This window comes from Cupriavidus consociatus, from assembly GCF_017814975.1.
GTDB lineage: Bacteria > Pseudomonadota > Gammaproteobacteria > Burkholderiales > Burkholderiaceae > Cupriavidus > Cupriavidus consociatus.
The window spans coordinates 59,424-81,219 of sequence record NZ_JAGIQA010000007.1 but is presented as its reverse complement, the minus strand read 5'-3'; the positions used below and the strand labels follow the sequence as shown (position 1 = coordinate 81,219).

Annotated in this window: 20 protein-coding genes; 7 read left to right on the top strand and 13 right to left on the bottom strand. The window is 67.5% G+C overall.

Translation table 11 applies throughout. The features are described from left to right. Positions 1-12: 12 nt before the first annotated feature. Entirely contained in the window at positions 13-954 is a 942-nt protein-coding gene (locus tag J8I82_RS11765) for a LysR family transcriptional regulator (protein WP_209757500.1), read from the bottom strand. A 157-nt stretch (positions 955-1,111) separates the two neighbouring features. On the opposite strand from J8I82_RS11765, the gene gtdA reads away from it, so the two are divergent. The 5 genes from gtdA (at position 1,112) to J8I82_RS11740 (ending at position 6,358) form a co-directional block, all read left to right on the top strand. Then, on the top strand, positions 1,112-2,158 hold the full coding sequence (gtdA, locus tag J8I82_RS11760; RefSeq protein ID WP_209757498.1) for a gentisate 1,2-dioxygenase: 1,047 nt from the start codon (positions 1,112-1,114) through the stop codon (positions 2,156-2,158). A 105-nt stretch (positions 2,159-2,263) separates the two neighbouring features. Then, positions 2,264-2,962, top strand: a complete 699-nt coding sequence (locus tag J8I82_RS11755; protein ID WP_209757496.1) for a fumarylacetoacetate hydrolase family protein — start codon at positions 2,264-2,266, stop codon at positions 2,960-2,962. A gap of 35 nt (positions 2,963-2,997) precedes the next feature. Then, entirely contained in the window at positions 2,998-3,639 is a 642-nt protein-coding gene (maiA, locus tag J8I82_RS11750) for a maleylacetoacetate isomerase (RefSeq protein ID WP_209757493.1), read from the top strand. A 28-nt stretch (positions 3,640-3,667) separates the two neighbouring features. Beyond that, positions 3,668-4,906, top strand: a complete 1,239-nt coding sequence (locus J8I82_RS11745) for a 3-hydroxybenzoate 6-monooxygenase (RefSeq protein WP_209757491.1) — start codon at positions 3,668-3,670, stop codon at positions 4,904-4,906. Positions 4,907-5,017: 111 nt separating this feature from the next. Further along, entirely contained in the window at positions 5,018-6,358 is a 1,341-nt protein-coding gene (locus tag J8I82_RS11740) for an MFS transporter (protein ID WP_209757489.1), read from the top strand. A gap of 512 nt (positions 6,359-6,870) precedes the next feature. On the opposite strand, the gene J8I82_RS11735 is transcribed toward J8I82_RS11740, so the two are convergent. From J8I82_RS11735 to J8I82_RS11710, 6 genes are all read right to left on the bottom strand, one after another. Then, positions 6,871-7,563 (bottom strand): aspartate/glutamate racemase family protein, encoded by a 693-nt coding sequence (locus tag J8I82_RS11735; protein ID WP_209757487.1) that lies wholly within the window; start codon positions 7,561-7,563, stop codon positions 6,871-6,873. Positions 7,564-7,695: 132 nt separating this feature from the next. Continuing rightward, positions 7,696-8,859 (bottom strand): AAA family ATPase, encoded by a 1,164-nt coding sequence (locus J8I82_RS11730; protein WP_209757485.1) that lies wholly within the window; start codon positions 8,857-8,859, stop codon positions 7,696-7,698. Positions 8,860-8,994: 135 nt separating this feature from the next. Then, complete coding sequence (locus J8I82_RS11725; protein WP_209757483.1) at positions 8,995-10,095, bottom strand: CaiB/BaiF CoA transferase family protein; 1,101 nt, start codon at positions 10,093-10,095, stop codon at positions 8,995-8,997. Positions 10,096-10,123: 28 nt separating this feature from the next. Next, on the bottom strand, positions 10,124-11,113 hold the full coding sequence (locus tag J8I82_RS11720) for a tripartite tricarboxylate transporter substrate binding protein (RefSeq protein ID WP_209757481.1): 990 nt from the start codon (positions 11,111-11,113) through the stop codon (positions 10,124-10,126). 63 nt (positions 11,114-11,176) lie between these two features. Beyond that, a complete protein-coding gene (locus J8I82_RS11715; protein WP_209757479.1) occupies positions 11,177-12,382 on the bottom strand; it encodes an acyl-CoA dehydrogenase family protein in 1,206 nt (401 codons plus the stop codon). Between the two features lie 14 nt (positions 12,383-12,396). Continuing rightward, positions 12,397-13,950 carry an AMP-binding protein gene (locus tag J8I82_RS11710; protein WP_209757477.1) on the bottom strand — a complete coding sequence of 518 codons (1,554 nt, stop codon included), beginning with the start codon at positions 13,948-13,950 and terminating at the stop codon, positions 12,397-12,399. A gap of 127 nt (positions 13,951-14,077) precedes the next feature. Here J8I82_RS11710 and J8I82_RS11705 point away from each other — a divergent pair, with 127 nt between their 5' ends. Beyond that, entirely contained in the window at positions 14,078-14,962 is an 885-nt protein-coding gene (locus tag J8I82_RS11705; RefSeq protein WP_209757475.1) for a LysR family transcriptional regulator, read from the top strand. A gap of 15 nt (positions 14,963-14,977) precedes the next feature. On the opposite strand, the gene J8I82_RS11700 is transcribed toward J8I82_RS11705, so the two are convergent. The 4 genes from J8I82_RS11700 to J8I82_RS11685 form a co-directional block, all read right to left on the bottom strand. After that, a complete protein-coding gene (locus J8I82_RS11700) occupies positions 14,978-15,970 on the bottom strand; it encodes a Bug family tripartite tricarboxylate transporter substrate binding protein (protein WP_209757473.1) in 993 nt (330 codons plus the stop codon). Between the two features lie 64 nt (positions 15,971-16,034). Continuing rightward, entirely contained in the window at positions 16,035-17,201 is a 1,167-nt protein-coding gene (locus tag J8I82_RS11695) for an acyl-CoA dehydrogenase family protein (RefSeq protein WP_209757471.1), read from the bottom strand. A 13-nt stretch (positions 17,202-17,214) separates the two neighbouring features. Further along, positions 17,215-18,417: a CaiB/BaiF CoA transferase family protein gene (locus tag J8I82_RS11690; protein WP_209757469.1), complete on the bottom strand. Its 1,203-nt coding sequence runs from the start codon at positions 18,415-18,417 to the stop codon at positions 17,215-17,217. Between the two features lie 10 nt (positions 18,418-18,427). Then, entirely contained in the window at positions 18,428-19,198 is a 771-nt protein-coding gene (locus tag J8I82_RS11685; RefSeq protein ID WP_209757467.1) for an enoyl-CoA hydratase/isomerase family protein, read from the bottom strand. A 114-nt stretch (positions 19,199-19,312) separates the two neighbouring features. Here J8I82_RS11685 and J8I82_RS11680 point away from each other — a divergent pair, with 114 nt between their 5' ends. After that, positions 19,313-20,152: an IclR family transcriptional regulator gene (locus tag J8I82_RS11680; protein ID WP_209757465.1), complete on the top strand. Its 840-nt coding sequence runs from the start codon at positions 19,313-19,315 to the stop codon at positions 20,150-20,152. A gap of 7 nt (positions 20,153-20,159) precedes the next feature. Here J8I82_RS11680 and J8I82_RS11675 read toward each other — a convergent pair whose 3' ends face one another. Further along, a complete protein-coding gene (locus J8I82_RS11675; RefSeq protein WP_209757463.1) occupies positions 20,160-21,038 on the bottom strand; it encodes a lipid A biosynthesis lauroyl acyltransferase in 879 nt (292 codons plus the stop codon). Positions 21,039-21,390: 352 nt separating this feature from the next. Continuing rightward, a complete protein-coding gene (locus J8I82_RS11670) occupies positions 21,391-21,777 on the bottom strand; it encodes a hypothetical protein (RefSeq protein WP_209757461.1) in 387 nt (128 codons plus the stop codon). Positions 21,778-21,796: the final 19 nt, after the last annotated feature.

Sequence of the window (21,796 nt, the reverse complement as noted above, 5' to 3'; positions counted from 1 at the left end):
GGGATGCCGCCGCTACGCCAGCGGCGCCTCCGCCGGCACGTGCTGCGCCCCGGCCGCCCGCCGCAGGCAATCCAGCATCGCCGCCACCGCCGCGCGCGACTCGCCATCCGCGCGCCAGTACATCGACACCGAGCCGAACCCCGCCAGCCGCAATGGCACGATGCGCAGCGCGCCCAGCTCTTCGAGCCGTCGCGCAGTGCGGTGCGAGGCCAGCCCGACCATGTCGCTGTTGTTGAACAGGGTCAGGTTCAGCACGGTGGAATTGCTTTCCACGCAGTCCGCCGGCAGCGCGCGCCCGGCGCTGGCCAGCGCGCCTTCCAGCGCATTGCGGATCGGCGTGCCGCGCGGCCAGACTACCCAGCGGTGGCGGTACAGGTCGTCCCAGGCCACCTTGCCGCCCTGCAGCAGCGGGTGCCGCGGCCGGGCGACGAAGTGGATCGGCTCCATGTAGAGCGATTCGGTCCGCATCTGCGCATCCTGCAGTTCCGGCGCCGACCGGCCCACCACGATATCCAGCTCGCTGCGCGCGAGCTGCCCCATCAGCCGGTCCATGGTGGTCTCCAGCAGCCGCACGCTGGCGCGCGGCATCTGCTGCAGCAATTGCAGCGCGGCCAGGGGCACCGTGTCCGCCGCCGAGGCGCCCGAGGTGCCCACCACCACCAGCCCGCTGCCGCCGTCGCGCATGGCCTCCAGGTCATCGCGGGCGGTATCGAGCTGGGCCTCGATCCGGCGCGCGTGCTCGATCAGCGACTCGCCGTAGGGCGTGGGCCGCAGGCCGCGCGCCTGGCGCTCGAACAGCGGCAGGCCGATATCGTCCTCCAGATCCTTCAGCCACTTGGAAAGCCCGGGCTGGGTGGTGTTCAGCATGGCGGCGGACTGGCTCATGTTGCCGGTTTCGGCCAGGCTCAGCAGCATTTGAAGGTTGCGCAGGCGAAGTCTCTGGGTCCAATCCATCGGCGTGACCTATACGGTAAATCGTATCGATAAGATTAAAAGTTCATTTCAAATATTATAGGGCGCGGCGTATAACGACAACACAGACGGTGCGCAGTGATCCAGGCATCCACCTAAAGCGCTCTCAAAACGCCCTGTACAAAGTTACGGAGACAGCATGTCCGAGCACACCCCAGACCCGGCCCGCGTGGCCTACTACGAAGAAATCGGCCGCAGCCACATGACCCCGCTGTGGGAGTCGCTGCACGCCCTGGTGCCGCCGCAGCCGCGTCCGCAGATCGTTCCCGCCATCTGGAAATACGCGCAGATTCGCCCGCTGGTGATGCAGGCCGGCGGCGTCATCAGCGCCGAGGAAGCGGTGCGCCGCGTGCTGGTGCTGGAGAATCCCGGCATCCCCGGCAAGTCCAGCATCACCTCCACGCTTTATGCCGGCCTGCAACTGATCCTGCCGGGCGAGATCGCACCCAGCCACCGCCATACGCAGTCGGCGCTGCGCTTTATCGTCGAAGGCAAGGGCGCCTGGACCGCCGTCAACGGCGAACGCACCACCATGCATCCCGGCGATTTCATCATCACGCCGTCGTGGACCTGGCATGACCATGGCAACCCGAGCGTAGAGGACGGCGGCGAGCCGGTGGTGTGGCTCGACGGCCTGGATATCCCGCTGGTGCAGCAGTTCGACGCCGGCTTTGCCGAGAACTACCCCGAGTCGCAGCAGCCCGTGACCCGCGCCGAAGGCGACAGCTTTGCCCGTTTCGGCCACAACATGGTGCCGGTGCGGCACCGCGTGACCGATCCCACTTCGCCGATCTTCAGCTACCCGTATGCGCGGTCGCGCGAGGCGCTGGACCAGCTCTACCGCAACGGCGAACTCGATCCCTGGGACGGCGTCAAGCTGCGCTATGTCAACCCGGCCACCGGCGGCTGGCCGATGCCGACCATCGCCACCTTCATGCAGTACCTGCCGGCGGGCTTCCAGGGCAAGACCTACCGCAGCACCGATGCCACCGTGTACAGCGTGGTGGAAGGGCGCGGCACGGTGCGCATCGGCGATGCGCAGTTCCAGTTCGAACCGCGCGACGTGTTCGTGGCGCCGTCATGGGCGCCGGTGCAGCTCGGCGCGCTGGAAGACGCCGTGCTGTTCAGCTATTCCGACCGGCCGGTGCTGTCCGCGCTGAACCTGCTGCGCGAGTCTCGCACCTGAGTCGCGCACCTGAGCCCGCCAACCCCTGACAACAGCCGCCGCGCGCGGTGCCGGCCGGCACCGCCGGGCCGGCGCTCACATGACAAATCCCTGGAAGCCTTGACCATGTCCTACGTCTTCACGCCCCCCGCCACCGTTGCCATCCCCGTTGCCGGTAGCGATGACCAGTTCGCCGTGCGCCGCGTCTACTGCGTCGGCCGCAACTACGCCGCCCACGCCCGCGAAATGGGCTTCGATCCCGACCGCGAGCCGCCGTTCTTCTTCTGCAAGCCGGCCGATGCCATCGTCCCGATGCAGGCCGGCACCACGCTCGACCTGCCCTATCCGGCGCAGACCCAGAACTACCACTACGAGGCCGAGCTGGTGGCCGTGATCGGCAAGGGCGGCTCGGACATCCCCGTCGAGCAGGCGCTCGAGCACGTGTGGGGCTACGCCGTCGGCCTCGACATGACCCGTCGCGACCTGCAGATGAAGATGCGCGAGATGGGCCGTCCCTGGGAAATCGGCAAGGCCTTCGACGCCTCGGCGCCGGTCGGCCCGATCCACCGCGCCAGCGACATTGGCCACCCGCAGCAGGCCGGCCTCTGGCTGACGGTCAACGGCGAGACCAAACAGCGCAGCACCGTGGCACACCTGATCTGGTCGGTCGCCGAGACGGTGGCCTACCTGTCGCAGTTCTTCCGCCTGGAGCCGGGCGACGTCATCTTCACGGGCACCCCTGAAGGCGTGGGCGCGGTCAAGGCCGGCGACACCATGGTCACCGGCGTCGACGGCCTGGGCGAACTGACCGTGCGCGTGGTCTGATCCAGCCGCAGGTACAGCACACAGGCAATCCGACCATGCAGCTCTACAGTTTCTTCAACAGCTCGACGTCCTATCGCGTGCGCATCGCGCTGGCCCTCAAGGGCCTGCCGTATGACTACCTGGGCGTCAATATCCGCACCGGCCAGCACCGCGTGGCGGAATATGTCGACGGCATCAATCCGTCCGCTTCCGTGCCCGCGCTGGTCGATGGCGACTTCACGCTGGGCCAGTCGTTGGCGATCATCGATTACCTGGACGCGCGCCATCCCGAGCCGCGCCTGCTGCCTCAGGATCCTGTGCAGCGCGCACGCGTGCTGGAGCTGTCGATGCTGATCGGCTGCGATATCCACCCGGTCAACAACCTGCGCGTGCTGCGCTACCTGCAGGACACGCTGAAGGTCACGCCTGGGCAGAAGGACGCCTGGTACCGCCACTGGATCGACGAAGGCATGGCCGGCGTCGAGCGGCTGCTGGCGCGCCAGGGCCACGGCAACTGGTGCTTCGGCGATGCACCAACGCTGGCGGACGTCGCGCTGGTGCCGCAGGTGGCCAACGCCTTGCGAATGGGCTGCGACCTGGGCCGCTACGAGCGCGCGATGGCCGTCTACGCCCACGCCAGCGCCCATCCCGCCTTCGCCCAGGCTGCGCCCGCGCGCCAGCCAGACTACACCGCCTGACGCCAGCGGCGCAGGCCAGGAGACTGACATGAGCAGCACCCACAACGCGACCCACAACGCGACCAACAACGCGACCGGCAAGGTCCTCATCATCGGCGGCGGCATCGGTGGCCTGGCCGCGGCGCTGGCGCTGGCACGCCAGGGCATCCGCATCGAACTGCTGGAACAGGCCGAGCAGATCGGCGAGATCGGCGCCGGCATCCAGCTGGCCGCCAACGCCTTCGCCGCGCTCGATGCGCTGGGCGTGGGCGAGGCCGCGCGCGGCCGCGCGGTCTTTACCGACTACCTCAGCCTGCGCGACGCCATCGACACCAGCGTCATCGCGCAAGTCGATGTCGGGCAGGCGTACCGCGAGCGCTTCGGCAACCCTTATGCGGTGATCCACCGCGCCGACATCCACCTGTCGATCCTGGAAGCGGTGCAGGATCATCCGCTCATCACCTTCCGCACCAGCACGCGCGTGGAGCAACTGCTGCAGGACGACAACGGCGTGACCGTCATCGACCAGCATGGCGAACACCACCGCGGCGATGCGGTGATCGGCTGCGACGGCGTCAAGTCCGCGATCCGCCAGGCGCTGATCGGCGACGAAGCGCGCGTGACCGGCCACGTGGTCTACCGCGCGGTGGTCGACGTGGCCAATATGCCGCGAGACCTGCAGGTCAACGCCCCGGTGGTATGGGCCGGCCCGAACTGCCACCTGGTGCATTACCCGTTGCGTGGCGGCCAGCAGTACAACCTGGTGGTGACCTTCCACAGCCGCGAACAGGAAACCTGGGGCGTGCGCGACGGCAGCAAGGAAGAAGTGCTGTCGTACTTCGAGGGCATCCACCCGCTGCCGCACCAGATGCTGGACCGCCCGACCTCCTGGAAGCGCTGGGCCACCGCCGACCGAGACCCGGTCGAGCGCTGGAGCTTCGGCCGCGCCACCATCCTCGGCGATGCCGCCCACCCGATGACCCAGTACGTGGCGCAGGGCGCCTGCCAGGCGCTGGAAGATGCCGTGACGCTCGGCGCGGCGGTGAAAGCCGCGGATGGCGACTACGCAGCGGCCTTCAAGCTGTACGAGCAGGCACGCATCCCGCGCACCGCGCGCGTGCTCTATGCCGCGCGCGACATGGGCCGTGTCTACCACGCCAGGGGCGTCGACCGCCTGGTGCGCAACAGCCTGTGGACCGGCCGCAGCCAGTCCCAGTTCTACGACGCGCTGCAGTGGCTGCACGGCTGGCGCGCCGACAAATGCCTGAGCCCCACGCCCTGGCTGTAAATCACTGAGCGCGGCTTTCTTCCCGCGCTGAAAACCCTGACAGCGAGCTGGCGGCCGACGAAGCCGCCGGCCCTCTCTCGCCCCTGATCCTGGCAACAAGGAGGAGACACCATGCCTGCCAGCCAACCGCTCAACGTCACCGCGTTCATCGACCGCCAGCCGCTGTCGGCGTTCCAGGTGACCATCGTCGTACTGTGCTTCCTGATCGTCGCCGTCGACGGCTTCGATACCGCCGCGATCGGCTTTATCGCGCCCGCCATCCGCGCGGAATGGCAGCTGACGCCGGCACAGCTTGCGCCGCTGTTCGGCGCCGGGCTGGGCGGCTTGATGGCCGGCGCCTTCCTGTTCGGCCCGCTGGCCGACCGGTTCGGCCGCAAGGGCGTGCTGGTGCTGTCGGTGCTGTTCTTTGGCGCGGCGAGCCTGGCTTCGGCGTGGTCGAATGACCTGTGGACCCTGGTGCTGCTGCGCTTCCTGACCGGCCTGGGCCTGGGGGGCGCCATGCCCAACGCGATCACGCTGACCTCCGAGTTCTGCCCGGACAAGCGCCGCTCCTTCCTGGTCACCACCATGTTCTGTGGCTTCACGCTGGGCTCCGCCTTCGGCGGCCTGGCCTCGGCCGGGCTGATCGACGCCTTTGGCTGGCGCTCGGTGCTGGTGGCCGGCGGCGTGCTGCCGCTGCTGCTGGCGGTGGCGCTGGTGTGGATGCTGCCGGAATCGGTGCGCTACCTGATGATGACCGGCAAGTCGCGCGAGCGCATCGTCGCCACGCTGCAGAAGATCGCCCCGCATGAAGACCTGCGCAGCGCCACCTTCGCGGTCAGCGAGCAGCGCGCTACCACCTCGCCGGTGCGGCACCTGTTCCGCGCCGAGCTGCTGCGCGGCACGCTGCTGTTCTGGCTGACGTTCTTCATGAGCCTGCTGGTGATCTACCTGCTGTCGAGCTGGTTGCCGACGCTGCTGCGCAGCACCGGGCATTCGCTGCGCACGGCGGCACTGGTGACCACCATGTTCCAGGTCGGCGGCACCGTGGGCGCCATCGCGCTGGGCTGGCTGATGGACCGGATCAATCCGCACTACGTGCTGGCTTCCAGCTATTCGCTGGCGGCGGTGTGCATCGCGGCGGTGGGCAGTTTTGCGTCCGAGCCGGTTGCAGCAGGCATTGCGGTGTTCCTGGCGGGGTTCTGTATTTCGGGTTCACAGGTGGGGGCCAACGCGCTGTCAGCCAGCTTCTATCCGACGGATTGCCGTGCCACCGGCGTGAGCTGGGCCAACGGAGTGGGACGCATCGGTTCCGTGGTCGGGTCCATGGGTGGCGCGACAATGCTGTCGATGGGGCTGGGGATGCCGGCGCTGTTCGTGCTGGTCGGCATCCCGGCGCTGATCGCGGGGGTGTCGATGTTCTCGCTGGGAGTGGTCAGGCGGGAGAGGGTGGCGGGGCGGCTGGCGGTTTGACTACGCCAAGCCGCTCGGTTTTCTCCCCTCTCCCGCTTGCGGGAGAGGGAGCACCTAAATGGGAAATTTCAAGGCTTGAGGCGTGACATGAAGCTTGTCACTCCACGCCAATCACCCGCCCCGGAAGAATCCCGTTCGGGTCGACCGCTTGAGCAGCCGCATCAACCGCAGCGCCTCCGGCGTGCGCGAATGCCCCGAGGAAGGGCTTCTTGTGCGTGCCTGACACCTCACTAAGTGTTCGCGTCAATTGCTCGGGTTTCCACGCCCGGTCACCGGCGCGCCGGAGACGAAGCCAGAATTTCCTGGATGAGACATCAAAGGCGATAAGAGTCGTCGCATTCCAGTTGGGAAAGCGAAGCTTGCAGGAACGCGGTTTCCTGGGAAATCGCTGAGTCCTGAAAATGGTACAGGCGAGCGGGGAGGGAGGTACGGCTAGGTTTGGCGCGGCAAGCGTGGAGGGCTCACGCAGGCCGCCAGTGCTTCAGAGATTGCCAAAAGAAGGGAACAACAGCTCAGCCGAGCGCCAGCGTTACCGCCGCCTGCGCATGCAGCGCCGTGGTATCGAACACCGGCAGCGCCACATCACCCTGCTCGAGCAGCAGCGTGATTTCCGTGCAGCCGAGGATCACGCCTTCGGCGCCCTGCCCCGCGAGCGCGGCGACGATGTGCTGGTATTCGGCTCTTGCCTCATCCCGCACGATGCCGTGGCATAACTCTTCATAGATCACATCGTGTACCCGGTCACGGTCCGCCTGCTCCGGCACCACCACGTCGATGCCATGCAGTTCGCGCATCCGCCCGCGGTGAAAATCCTGCTCCATCGTGAAGCGCGTGCCGAGCAAGCCGACGCGTCGGATGCCGGCGTGGCGCAATGCCTGCGCCGTCGGGTCGACGATATGGATGAAGGGCACGTTTAGCACTGACTCGATTGCCGGCGCTACCCGATGCATGGTGTTGGTACAGAGCAGCACGAAATCTGCACCGCCGGCCTCGACCTGCCGCGCGGCCTGCTGCATAAGCCGGCCCAGCTCATCCCATTGCTCAGCGTGCTGCAATGCCTTGATCTCTTCGAAGCAGACGGTGGCCATGAGGCTGCGGGCGTTGTTGTGCCCACCGAGCCGAGCTTTCATGCCCTGGTTGATCACCCGGTAGTACTCGGCGGATGACTCCCAGCTCATGCCGCCGATAAGTCCGATGGTCTTCATGCTGTACTCCCTTTGCGCAACTGGCCCTTTGATTTGGAGAAAAGTAGCAGGGAAGGGGGGTAGCGGACAGGAACAGTTCTGCGGATTTCCACCCGGCCAGTGTCTGAAAGGCAGCGGCTATCTCGCCGCCCGCTACAGCTTGCCTTCAAGCGACTTGCGCTCCAGCCAGATCTCCTGCACAAAGGGGTCAGTCACGCCATAAACCCCATGCCCTTTGCGCATGATCAGGTTGGTCGCCATCATCTCATTGACCACAGGCTGCGCTTCCTCGATACGGACTTCACGTCCCAGCGCGGCGGAGTAGGCAGCGGCGGACTCGGCTGAAAACAGGCCGCGGGCATCACCTTCAGCGCATGCAATGCGATCGAAAATTGCGATAGCCAATCCGCCCAGTTGCTCGAGCTTCATCAGTTCAAGATCGGCGGCAGTCGAGCGAAGCGTGTTGGCGATGACCGGCAAGTGCTCGTCCGGATTGCTTCCGGAAGGCAAATGGAAATGCAGTTGCCGCAAGGCTTTGATCATCTCTTCCGGCCGGTTGCCCAGTGCGCGGAACGCCTGCACGGCAACGTCCAGCGATGGTCGGGCGCTGAATTCTTCTGCCGACAAGCGTTCCAGCAGATGAGCGACGTAGTCTTCTCCGAGCACGGGATAGGAGACGGAGGTGGCGCCTGCGAAGGCCTGGTTGCGGCGCGCAGTCAGTTCGCCAACCAGCGCACGGTGCGAGCCGGTGCCTACAAAGATGAAGTAGCCTGGCGTATTGGGGCGCGGATTGACGGCATCGCGGGCGGCCTTGAGGGCCAGGAGCATGCGATTGCCCTCCTCGGAGGTAATGGCATGCTGGACCTCGTCCACGATCAGGACCACGTTGGTTCTGGCCTTGTCGATGACTTCGGCAAGGGCCTGGGCCAGCGTGGCGCCGCCGGGCTCGCCAACGCTCTCCAGCTTGAACACGAACTTGAGGCCAAAGGCGCCAAAGTCGGCACCCGACACCCGCTTGAGCTGCCTGAGGGCCGCTGAGCCCGGCTGCTCCAGCTCGGCAAGCGTCTTCTTTACCGCGGCAAGGATGAGGGACGCTGGGCTGCGTTGCGTATCGCTCCAGAGATCGACGTAGATGACGATCGCACCCTCGGCCTCCAGGGCAGGGACGAGGTCGTTGATAAGAAACGTCGTTTTCCCCGTGCGCCGTAAACCGGACAGGAACAAGCCCGACCGTAGCCCTTCGTCCAGTACGCTGGGGCGGAGCAACTGCTGCGCCATCTGGTTCGCAAGGGCCGGCCGACGATAGATGTGTGTCATGGCGCACTTATTGGAAATTATGGAATCCCAATAATTATAGCTAGAGAATAATTCTTGCTAATTGATGGGGTTGGCCGGCTCTGCGCGCAGAGGGAAGTGATTAAAAAGATACCTTTTTGTCGCCTCGAGAACTTCTTAGCCCGCAGCCCCTTTTCCAACAGCGGCCACAAAGTCCTCCCCCGTTGGCAATCCTAAAGAGAACCTGACCGGGAAGTCCACCGCAATCCCAGCTTCTCCTGCCGGGCGCCGCACCACCCCGCGCGCCTGCACGTGCGCATCCTCAAACAATTCCGCCGCCCCAAGCACAGGCGAAAACGGTATATCCAGGGGCCCGAAGAATGCCTCCCACTCTGCCAGATCACGGGTAAGAAAGACCGCCGCAAGCAGGTCATTGACCGCCAGCTTTTGCCCATAGCGCCCCGCCCGCGTGGCAAAGCGTGGGTCGCGCAGCGCCGGAAACTCATTCCCCAGCGCCTCGCCCAGGTTAAGCCAGAACTTGTTCTCCAGAATTCCCATCGCCAGATGTCGCCCGTCGCGCGTCTCGAACAGATCGTTCTCCGGCATCACCGTCGGCGATTCCCGCGGCGCGGCTTCGTGCCCGCGCGCGGCCCAGGCGCCGTGGGCGGTCCACGACAGGATGGCGTCGTGGATCGACACGTCCAGATGCTGCCCGCGTCCGTGCTGCCGAGCGCTCATGATGGCAACGGCCAGCGACAACGCGGCATAGCCCGACGCCGCGTAGTCGGATACCCGCACGCGCGGGCGCGAGACCTTGTCGTGCACCTGCACCGGCGTCGCCCAGTAGCCGGCCAGTGCGAGGTAGTTGAGGTCATGCCCCGCATGGCTGGCGTAAGGGCCGGTCTGGCCGAAGCCGGAGACCGAGCACAGCACGATGGCCGGATTGACGGCGGCCAATGCCGCGTAGTCGAGTCCCAGCCGTTTCATGACCCCCGGGCGGAAGCCTTCCACCACGGCGTCGGCATTCCGGGCCAGTTCAAGGAAGGCTTCGCGGCCGGCCTCGGTCTTGAGATCGAGCGCTACGGAGCGTTTGCCGCGGTTGAACTGCGCATACGCCGACGGACCGAGCTGGCGGATGGAGTCGCCGCTGCCGGGCTGCTCCACCTTGATCACATCGGCTCCCAACTGGCGCAGCAGGCTGCAGGCATGCGGGCCGGGCAGCAGCTGGCTGGCATCGATGATGGTGACGTCCTTCAGGCAGGACCATTCTGGCTTCATGAGTAATCCCGGTTCAAAAGCAGTGCGCTCAGCCCAAATCGCCGATCATGCCGATCGACTTCATCAACTCGCCGTAGCGGGAGTTGTCCGCGGCCACGACGGTGCCAAACTGGGCCGGGGTGGCGCTGCGGCGCAGTTCGCCCGCGCTGGCCTTGAGCTGCGCGTCGAACACGCCTGCGTTCTGCAGCGCGGCGACCGCGGCATGCAGCTTCTGCGCCAGTTCGGCCGGGAAATTGGCCGGCGCAAACAGCCCGCTCCAGTTGTCGATGACAAAGCCGGGCGGCAGCGCTTCGGCCATTGTTGGCACGTCCGGGAAGAACGGCGAGCGCGCCGCGGCGGTGACGGCCAGCACGCGCACCTGCTGGTTGCGCACGTACTGGGTGGCCGTGCCGAGCACCGGCATGCCGAACTGGGTTTGCCCCGTCAGCATGGCGGTAATGATTTCCGGCGCACCCTTGTAAGGGATATGCACCGCGTCGCAGCCGGTCTGGTGCAGCATGGCTTCCACCGCCAGATGCGCGATGCTGCCCTTGCCGCCGGAGCCATAGTTGAACTTGCCCGGCGCCTTCTTCATCGCAGCGACCAGCTCGGCCGCGGTCTTGTACGGCGACGACGCGGGCACGACCAGCGCGGTCGGACCGCCGGACAGCGCCGTGATCGGCGTGAAATCGCGCGCCGGGTCGTAGGGCATCTTGCGGTACATGTGCACGTTGATCACGTGCGTATTGGCGAGGATGCCCAGCGTGTAGCCGTCGGGGGCCGCACGCCGCAGCGCGGTGGCGCCGATGATGCCCCCGGCGCCAGGCATGTTCTCGACCACCAGCGGCTGGCCGAGCTTCTGGCCCAGCTCCGCAGACAGCGTGCGGGCGGTACTGTCCGGCGTGCTGCCGGCGATGAACGGGACGATCAGCCGGATCGGACGGCTGGGGTAGTTGGCTGGCGCGGCAGCGCGCGCGGGCAGCAGGACGCTTCCCAGGGCGGCGGCGCCAGCGGTGGCGAGCCATTCTCGGCGGTTCATGCTAGGTCTCCGTGGTCTTGTTGTATTGTCCTGATGCCGGCGGCGACCGTGCCGCCGGCACGGTCAAGCCTGTTGCTGCTTCGGCGGCTGCGCTTGCTGCTGCAGCGGCTCCAGTATCGCGCGCGCGATGGTGTTGCGCTGGATCTCGCTGGTGCCGGTGAAGATGCGGAACATGCGCAGCTTGCGGAAGGTCTGCTCGACCGGATGCCCGCGCGTGACGCCCACGTTGCCGTGGATCTGCACCGCCTTGTCGGCCACTTCGAAGCAGCGTTCCGAGACAAAGAGCTTGCATGCCGCGGCCTTCATGCGCAGGTCCGCGCCGGCATCGGCCAGCGCCGCGGTGTGCGCGATCATGCTTTCGCAGGCCCACAGCGCCGCGGCCATGTCGGCGAGCATGTGCTGGATCGCCTGGAAGCGAGCGATCGGGCCGCCGAACTGGCGCCGCTTGCCGGCGTATTCCACCGACGACTCGTAGGCGCGCATGGCCAGCCCCAGCATCGACGGGCAGTGCAGCAAGCGGTTCACGTTGATGCGCGACATGCCGAGCTTGAAGCCGTTGCCCTCGCCGCCAAAGATATTGGCGCGCGGCACGCGCACGTTGTCGAAACGGATATCGCCGTCGATATGCTGGCCCGACATCGGCACGTATTCATTGGTCACGGTCACGCCCGGCAGGTTCAGGTCGACCAGCACCGCGCTGATCGCCGGCGGCGTAGTGGTGGCATCCGTCACGCACATGACGATGGCGAAGTCCGCGAACGGCGCGCCGCTGATGTAGTGCTTGCCGCCGTTGATCACCAGCTCGTCGCCGTGGGCGACCGCGCTGGTCTTGATGCTCTGCGCGTCCGATCCGGAATGCGTTTCGGTCAGCGCGAAGCAGGTCGATTTCTCGCCGCGGATGACCGGCTCGAAGTACTGCTTCAGCTGCGCCGGCGTGGCGTACTTGAGCATGTTGCCCACGCGGGGCGGTCCGCCCAGGTCGCCCAGCACATGTGCGGCCAGCGTCGAGCCGCTGGCGGCCAGGTCGGCCTTGAGCGCGCATTGCTCCTGGATGTTCAGCCCCTTGCCGCCGAGCGATTCCGGCAGGCAGGCGGCATAGAACCCCAGTTCATATGAGCGGCGCCAGACCTTGCGCAACACCTCGCGCGGCCACGGATCTTCGGAACCGAGGCCCAGTTCCTGCTCCAGCGGGCGCAGTTCTTCGTCGATAAAGCGGCGGATGCCGGCGCGGGTTTCCACCAGCACGGGGTTGGTCAGGTGATCGAACATGACAGGCGTGCTCCTTAGTTGACGCGGCGCGCTACGCCTTGCCAGTAGCGTTCGCGCACGATCTTGCGGGCCAGCTTGCCGCTGGCGTTCTTGGGCAGCTCGGCGACAAAGTCGACCGAACGCGGCGATTTGTAGTCGGCGATGCGCTCGCGGCAGTGCGCGATCAGCTGCTGCGCGCTGGCTGCGCGGCCCGGGCGCAGCGTGACCACGGCCTTGACGCTTTCGCCCCAGGTGTCGTCGGGCACGCTGATGACGCAGGCTTCGAGCACGTCGGGGTGCTGGTACAGCGTGGCTTCGACCTCGGTCGGGTACACGTTGAAGCCGCCGGAAATGATCATGTCCTTCTTGCGGTCGACCAGGTACAGGTAGCCGGCGTCGTCCACGCGCGCCATGTCGCCGGTGTGCAGCCAGCCGTCGACGATGGTCTCGGCGGTGAGCGCGGGCTCGCCCCAGTAGCCCCGGAACACGTCTTCGCCGCGGATCACCAGTTCGCCGATCTCGCCCGCTGCCACCTCGCGGCCTTGCTCGTCGACCACGCGCACCTCTGTCTCACCCAGCGCGCGGCCGCACGAGGCCAGGCGCTCCGGGTGGTTGGCGATCGCATCGGCGTGGTCGGCGGTCGACAGGCGCGTGACGCCGGAGGTCGATTCGCTGGCGCCATAGCCTTGCGACAGGATCGGGCCGATGCGCTCCCACGCCTCGCGGATGCGCGCCGGCGCCATGGGCGCGGCGCCGTAGGCCAGCGTCTTCAGGCTGGACAGGTCGGCCTGCGCCAGCGTGGGCTCGGCCATCAGCATGTTGATCATCGCCGGCACCATGAACACGTGCGTGATGCGCAGCCGCGCGACCTCGGCCAGGAAGTGCGCGGGCTCGAACTTGTCGAACAGCACCAGCGTCGCGCCCAGGTACAGGTAGGGCTGCATCAGCATGCCGGAGGCGTGCGTGACCGGGCCGATCAGGGCGAGGCGGTCGCCGGGCCGTGCAGGGCGGTCCATGCCGGCCACCATCTTGCGCAGTGCCGCCATGCGGTTGCCGTAGGTCTGCATCGCCGCCTTGATCTTGCCGGTGGAGCCGGAGGAGAAGTGCAGCACGGCAAGATCGCTGGCAGCGGGAGCGATATCGGGCGGCGTGGTGCCGGCGTTGGCCAGCAGCGATTCGTAGCCGACATAGCCTGCGGGCGCCTCGCCGATGGCGATAAACGTCTCGACGCTGCCGAAGCCCGGCGTGGCGCGCGAATAGCCGGTGTAGCCGGGGCCGGCGATCAGCACGCGCGGCGTGCAGTTCTCGACCACGTCGCTGGCTTCGGTGGCGGTGAAGCGCGGGTTCAGCGCTGCCTTGACCAGGCCTGCCTTGTACAGCGCGCACTCCAGCTCAACCAGCTCGGGCCGGTTGCGCGCCTGCACCGCCACGCGGTCGCCGCGCTGCAGCCCCAGTGCCAGCAGCGCGTTGGCCAGGCGGGTGGAGCGCTCTTCCAGCTGGCGGTAGGTCACCACCTGCTCCTGGTAAAGGATGGCGGGCTGGTCGCCCCAGTAGCGCGCGGCGCGGCGCAGGAAGTACGCAAAACTCATGCTGTCTCCGTGTTCGATATGGGCGAATGTCGTTGTGCTACGGCTCTGCGGCTAAGTCTGTAAGATCATGGGCATCACCACAATGCGGCATTGGCTATAAGCCCATAACCATCTGGAATGTGAGGCAATGGAGACTCGGGACCTGGAATACATCCTTGCCGTGGCGGCGCACGGGGGCATCGGCAGGGCGGCGGAAGCGCTGGGGATCAGCCAGCCGGCCCTGACCAAGGCGGTGCAGCGGGTCGAGGCGCAGGCCGGGCTGCCGCTGTTCGAGCGCACTGCCAACGGCATGAGCGCGACTTACGCCGGCGCGCGCTTCCTGGAGCGGGCGCAGCGCATCCGGCTGGAGTACGAGGACGGCATCAAGGAAATGCTTGGTATCCGCACCGGCGAGCAGGGCGTGCTGCGCGTGGGCTATTCGCCGTCGATGCCGGGAGGCGTGATCCTGGGCGCGTGCCAGCAGCTGATGCGCGAGCGCCCGGTGGCGCGGCTGCGCTTGCGGCGCCGGCTGGCGCGGGACCTGCTGGACCTGCTTGCCGCGGGGGAACTCGATCTCGCGGTGGCGCCGGTGCAGGCTTCGACGGACTTCGACGTGGAGCTGCTGTTCGACGACCGGCTGGTGGTGGTCGCCGACGAGGGCCATGCGCTACTGCGCCGGCGCAAGCTGCGGCTGGCGGACCTGGCGGACCAGGAATGGCTGCTGCCGGAAGCGCATATCACGCTGCGGCAGCAGGTCGACGCCGCCTTCCGCCAGCGCGGCCTGCCGGCGCCGCAGCCGCGCGTCGAGATCGACTTCGGCAGCCCCTCGCTGTTCGCGCTGATGCAGGGCACGCAGATGCTGAGCATCGCCAACGCCGGCGGCGACGCCATGCAGCACGGCCTGCGCACGTTGCCGCTGGGAGTGGAGGAGCTGGACCTGCGCCGGCGCATCGGCGTGCTGACCCGCGCCGGCGCATATCTGTCGCCGCTGGCGCAGCGCCTGACGACGCTGCTGCGCGAGCACAGCCGCTGAGCCGGCTTCTGCGGATTACTGCAGCGGGATCTTGGCTACCGCCGCCAGCCGCTTCCAGCGCACGATCTCGTCTTTCTGGTACTGCAGCATTTCCGCCGGCGAAGACAGGATCAGCTTGGTCGACTGGCGCGTGTAGTAGTCGCGCACGTCGGGCGCATTGCCGGCCTGCGTGAACAGGTCCTGCAGGCGTTTCACCACCGCGGGCGGGGTCTTGGCGGAAATCGCCGCGGCTACCCAGTTGTAGGCCAGGAAATCGGGCAGGCCGGCCTCGACGATCGAGGGCACGTCCGGCAACAGCGGCGAGCGCTGCGGCGCGGTATAGGCAAGCGCACGGATCCTGCCGCCGCGCACCAGTTCGATCGCGCCGGTGGCATCGACCACGGCAAAGTCGACGTTGGCCGCCATCACGCCGTTGATGGCGTCGCCCGCGCCCTTGTACGGCACCGGCGTGGTCTTGATCCTTGCCAGTTCGTTGAGCCATTCGCTGTACAGCGTGTACGAGATCGAGCCGGTGCCGTAATTGAGCGCGCCGGGCCGCTTGCGCGCGTCTTCCAGCAATTCCGCCAGCGTGCGGTAGGGCGAGCCGGCCGGCACGATCACCACGCACGGCCCGCGCGACAGCAGCGTGATCGGCGCGAAATCCGTCAGCGGGTCGTATGGCAGCTTGCGGAAGGTGGCGGCGTTGGTCGACAGCGTGGAGTTGCTGCCGATGAACACGGTGTAGCCGTCCGCCGGCGCGTTCAGCGCGGTCTGCACGCCGATAAAGCCGTTGCCGCCGGGCTTGTTCTCGACCACCACGCCGTGGCCGGTCAGTTCGCCGATTTTCTTGGCGAACATACGCGCGGTGGTGTCGGTGCCGCTGCCCGCCGGGAACGGCACGATGAAGCGCATGGGGCGCGAGGGGAAGGCGTCTTCGGCGGCAAGCGCCGGCAGCGGTGCGATGCCGGCTGCCAGTGCCGCGGCGGCGAGCCCCAGGAAGCGGCGGCGCGAACGGTAAGGCTGTTGCATGGTGTCTCCTTTCGGTCGGAACAAGCCCGGCGTGTTCTCCGCCGGTGCAAGAGGTCGGTCAGACTCAGCGGCGCAGGCCGAGCAGGTCGCGCGCGATCACCCAGCGGTGCACTTCGCTGGGCCCTTCGTAGATGCGCATCAGCCGGGTCTCGTTGGCCATTTGCTGCAGCGGCAGTTCCTTGGTCATGCCCATCGCGCCAAAGGTCTGCATTGCCTGGTCGATCACTTCCCACGCCATTTCGGTGGCGAAGACCTTGATCATCGAGACCTGCGTGCGCGCTTCCTCACCGGCATCGATGCGGCTGGCGGCTTCGTAGGTCATCAGGCGGCAGGCGTGGATGCGCGTGGCGGCGTCCGCCACCCACCACTGGATCGCCTGGCGCTGCGCCAGCGGGGCGCCGAAGGTCTGCCGTTGCGGCGCGTATTCGCAGATCATGTCGAGCGCCCGCTGCGCCCGGCCGATGCACCACGCGGCCATCTGCACGCGGCGCGTGGACAGGCGAGCCTGCATCGGCGCGAAGCCATGGCCTTCGGTGCCAAGCAACTGCGTGGCGGGGACACGGCAGTCTTCCAGCACGACTTCGTAGGTGGAATGGCCGCCGATCATCGGGATGCGCCGCTCCACGCGCAGGCCGGGCGTGCCGCGGTCGACGATAAAGGCCGAGATGCCGCCACGCGCGCCTTTTGCCTTGTCTGTGACCGCCATCACGATGGTCCAGTCGGCGCGCGCCGCGCGGCTGATCCAGATCTTGCGGCCGTTCAGCACCCAGTGGTCGCCGTCACGTTCGGCGCGCGTGGTCATCATGGCGGGGTCGCCGCCGGCGCCGGGCTCGGAAATGGCAATGGCCGATACCGTTTCGCCGCGCGCATACGAGTCCAGGTAGCGCTCGCGCTGGGCGTCGTTCGCGGTCAGCATCAGCATGCGCAGGTTGGGCGAATCCGGCGGCAGGTCGTAGGGCGTGATGGTCTTGCCGAGTTCCTCGTTGACGCCGACCATCGCCACCACCGGCAGGTCGGCGCCGCCCATCTCGGTGGGCGCATCCAGTCCCCACAGGCCAAGCTCGCGCGACAGGCCGTCAAGGCGTGCGTGTTCTTCCGGCAGCAGCGCGTGCTGTCCGCCCTCGGCCTCGCGGGCCAGCACCGCCGGCTCCAGCGGGATCAGCTGCTCGCGCACGAAGCGCGCGACCAGGTCCTTGAGCATGCGGTGTTCTTCATCGAGCTGGAAATTCATGTCTGTCTCCTTGTTATTCCTGAACGACGGCAGGTGCGTCGGGCAGGGTAATGCCGGCTTCCCGCAGCACCTCGGCGGTGTGTTCGCCCAGCGCCGGTGCATGGCGGCGCAACGACAGCGGCGTGGCTGAAAAGCGCGCGGCGGGGCGCACTTCGCGCAGCGGGCCTTCGGTGGGGTGCTGCGTGGCCTGGAACAGGCCCACGGCTTGCAGGTGTGGGTGATCGACCAGCGCATCGAGCCCGTAGATCGGCGTGGCGGGGATGTCGAGCGATTCGAACAGCGCCATCCATTCGTCGGTACCGCGCTCAGGCGTCAGTTCGGCCAGGTGGCCATACAGCGCGCGGATATTGGCATTGCGCTGCGCGCGGTCGCCGACTTCATAGCGGTCGGCAAGGTCGTCGCGGCCGACCGCGCGGAAGAAGGCTTGCCAGTGCCGCTCGGTATAGGGCAGCGCGCAAATCCAGCCATCGCGCGTCGGCGCGGGGCGGCGGCCGCCCTGCAGCAGCCGCGCATAGCCCGCGCCGGCCGGCGCGGGCTCGAAGGTCAGGCCGCCCAGGTGCTCGGTCATTACGAAGGCGGCCATGGTCTCCAGCATCGGCACTTCGACCGACTGGCCCACGCCATGGCGTTCGCGATGCAGCAGTGCGGCGAGCACTGCGTTGGCCAGCGCCAGCCCGGTGGTCTTGTCGGCGATCAGGCTGGGCACGTATTCCGGCCGCTCGCCATTGCCGGCACCCAGCGCCACCAGTCCGCAACCGGCCTGGATGATGTCGTCGAAGGCGGGCTTGTCGCGGTGCGGGCCGTCCTGGCCGAAGCCGGTCGCCACGCAGTACACGATGCGCGGATTGATGCGAGCGACCGCCTCGTAGCCAAAGCCCAGCCGCTCGATCGCCGCCACGCGCATGTTGTGCACCAGCACGTCGGCGCCGGCGATCAGCGCGCGCAGCGCTTCGGCGCCCTCGGAAGTCTTCAGGTCGAGCACGACCGAGCGCTTGTTGCGGTTCAGCGCCAGGTAGATCGAGCTCATGCCGGCGTGCTGTGACACGCCGTTGGCGCGCATCAGGTCGCCTTCTGGTCCCTCGATCTTGATCACGTCGGCGCCAAAGTCGGCCAGCACCTGCGTGGCCAGCGGGCCAAGCACCACCGCGGTGAGGTCCAGCACGCGGATGCCGTCGAGCGGGCCGGCGGGCGTGGCATGGGTGTGTTGTCCAGGCACGGTTGGCTCCTTAGCGGCGGTGGAACACCGGCGTGCGGCGTTCGGCCATCGCGGCCACGCCCTCGCGGAAGTCTTCGCTGCGAAACTGCCCGCGCTGGATCGCCAGCTCGCGCTGGTTGACCTCGGCGATCCGGTCGGCCAGTCCTTCGCGCAGCGTGGCGCGCGTGGTCTCCACCGCCAGCGGCGCAGAGTGAGCGATCTCCTGCGCCAGCGTCATGGCGCGGTCGCTGACTTCAGCTTTGGCCACCAGCTCGTCGGCCAGGCCGATGGCGACGGCGTCGGTGCCGGAGATGCGGCGGCCGGTGTAGAACAGCAGTGCGGCCTGCTGCTCGCCGACCAGCCGCGGCAGCGTCACGCTGAGGCCGAAGCCGGGGTGGAAGCCGAGCCGGTTGAAGTTGGCACTGAAGCGCGCCTCGGCGCAGGTCACGCGGAAGTCGGCCACCAGTGCCAGGCCCAGCCCGGCGCCGATGGCGGCGCCTTCCACCGCGGCGACGATGGGCTTGCGGTTGCGGTAGAGCTTCATCGCATGCACGTAGAAGCTGGCCGGGTCGTTGGCGACTTCGCCCTGGCCGGCGCCGCTGAAGTCTGCGCCCGCGCAGAAGGCGCTGACTCCGGAGGCCAGCACGATGGCGCGGCAACCGGCGTCGTCGTCCAGCGCCAGCAGGGTATCCGCGAGCCGGCGCATCACCTCGGCATCGACAAAGTTGTGCGGCGGACGGGACAGCACGATGCGGGCGACGTGGCCGTCGCGGCTGAGCTCGATATCGGCGGCGGATGACATGCGGGGCGCTCCTCTGTAGTGTGGTCCGGCGACAAGGGCCGGCGGAACTCACAGTATTCGCGCAGTGGCGCCTCGCCGCTATACTCGGATTTCGCTTACTGAAATTATGCGGAGATGGCCGATACAGCACCGGAGGAAGTGTCGACGCGCCGCGTCACCCACCAGACCGGCCGCTTTACCCGTGACACCGCAGGCAGCCAGTCGCTGGAACGGGGGCTGGTGCTGCTGCGGGCTTTCCGCGTCGGGACCACCAGCCTGACCAATGCCGAACTGGCGGCGCGCACCGGCCTGCCGCGGCCAACGGTCAGCCGGCTGACGCGCTCGCTGGTGGATGCCAGCTTCCTGCGCTACGACGTCAACGAACGCGCCTATCGGCTCGCGCCGGTGGTGCTGAGCCTGGCCGATGCGTTCCGCCACGCCAACCGCGCCGCGGATATCGCCCTGCCGCTGATGCGCAAGGTGGCCGAGGCCGACAAGGTCAATGTGGGGTTGGCGGTGGGCGACAAGCTCGACATGGTGTACCTGGCCTCGATCCGGCACAGCCGCGACAGCGTTTCGCGCACGCGGCGCGTGGTGCCGGGCACGCGCGTGCCGATGGAGCTGACATCGATCGGGCTGGCATGGCTGGGGGCTCAGCCGGGTAGCGTGCGGGAAGACCTGCTGGCAGGCATTGCGGCGCGGCAGGCAGGGGCCTGGCCGGAGATGCGCGCACGCGTGCTGCGGGCAATCGAGCAGTCGCAGCAGCGCGGCTTCTGTACAGCCGCCTACCAGCAAGGGCATCTGCTGGCGGTGGGCGCAGCCTTCCATGGCCCCGACCAACAGCTCTATGGCCTGAATATCAGCTTCCCGTATTCAGCCAGCGAGCGCAGGCGCGACAACGCCCGCTATGCGGCGAAGCTGGCGCGGCTGATGGACGATATCCAGTCGGCGTGGCAGCGCGCCGGCGACGGCTAGCGCCGGCTCAGTACACCGGCGCCATGCCGGCGGGCCGGTTCTTGAAGCGGCGGTGGACCCAGTAGTACTGCTCTGGCATGGTCGCGATCTGCTTTTCCAGGAAAGCATTCATGCGGCGCGAATCCTCCTCCACGGAGCCGGACGGAAAGCCTTCCAGCGGATCGAACACGCGCAGGCGATAGCCCCGGTAGTCGGGCAGCACTTCGGTGGTAAATGGCACCACGCGCGCGCCCGTCATGCTGGCCAGCCGCGAGGCCGACGTCAGCGTGCACGCCGGCACGCCAAAGAACGGCACGAACACCGAATCGGTCAGGCCGAAGTCCATGTCCGCCGCCAGCATCACCGGGCAGCCGGCACGCAGCGTGCGCACCACCTGCTTGCCGCTGCCGCTGCGAGGAATCATCTCGGCGCCAAAGCGCCCGCGCTGCGTGCGCGCGATCTCTTCGAGCATCGGGCTCGACATCTTGGTGTACAGCGACGCGACCGGGTGGCGGATCGAATAAAACATGCAGCCGGCTTCGATGCCGACGAAGTGGAAGCCCAGGAAGATGGTGGGTTGCTCGTTGCAGGTCGCCAGGTCGATGCGGCTGTCCAGTTCGATCAGCCTGTCCAGCCGCTCTGCATTGCCGAACCACTGCACGCCGCGCTCCAGGTAGCTGCGCATCACATGGCCGAAATGGCGCCGTGCCAGCTGATGCCGGGCGGCTTCATCCATGTCCGGGAAGCACAGGGCCAGGTTGGTCAGTACGATCCGGCGCCGGCGGCTGGGTATCCGGTACAGCAGCTTGCCGATGCCGTCTCCCAGGCGCGCGGTCACGCCGTAAGGCAGCGCGGCAAAGAACTTGAAGACAGCGACGACGAGTGCGGCCCAGAGCCGATGGGTCATGAGGATCCTGTGGAGCGGTGGCGGCAGCGCGGCGTCCCGGCGCGCGGCTGCACAGCAATGATTGGGCGCCACGACAGGTGGCGGACGAGGGCGGGCGGGGCGCGCGCGGTCGGCAAGAGCGATGGCTGGCGGCCCGGCACGTCGATGGGCAACACCTGGCGCGCACGGTGTGCGCGTCGGAAAGGTCGGACCTGGGCGATAGCGTGCAGTTGCGCTGTCCCGGTGCGAGGGCGCACTGTAGCACGTTGCGCCACGCTGGCTTGTACCGAGGTGTTACAACGATGACAAGTGCCCGCCACGCAACGCGCACACGACGCATGGCAGCGCTGGCGCCTGGCTGAAGCGCTGCCCCTCAGCGCTTCAGTTCGCCCAGGTAGTAGTTGATTTCAGCCAGCAAGGTGTCGTGGAATTCCGCCGGCAGCCCCCGGTCGTCAGTCAGCGCCAGCAGCTGGTCGACGCGGACGCGGAAGCGCCGTTCCACCCCGGCCTGGGCGGCCGGCGGCAGCCCGGCAGCCAGGGCGCCTAGCAGCTCCCGTATCACCAGCAGGCGCGCGCCGTACTGCACCATGGCATCGCCCTGGGTCTTGAGGCTGGTAGCCAGCGGATCCGGGTAGGCCGGCGCGGTGACGGCTGGCGCGGGCGGCACGGTATGCGCTGGCGCCAGGTTGCTTGCATCGTTGGCGGCCTGGGGTGGCGCCGCGGCGCCGAGTATGCGGGACAGCAGGTTGATCCTGAACATCGGCGGGGCTCCCCGAGGA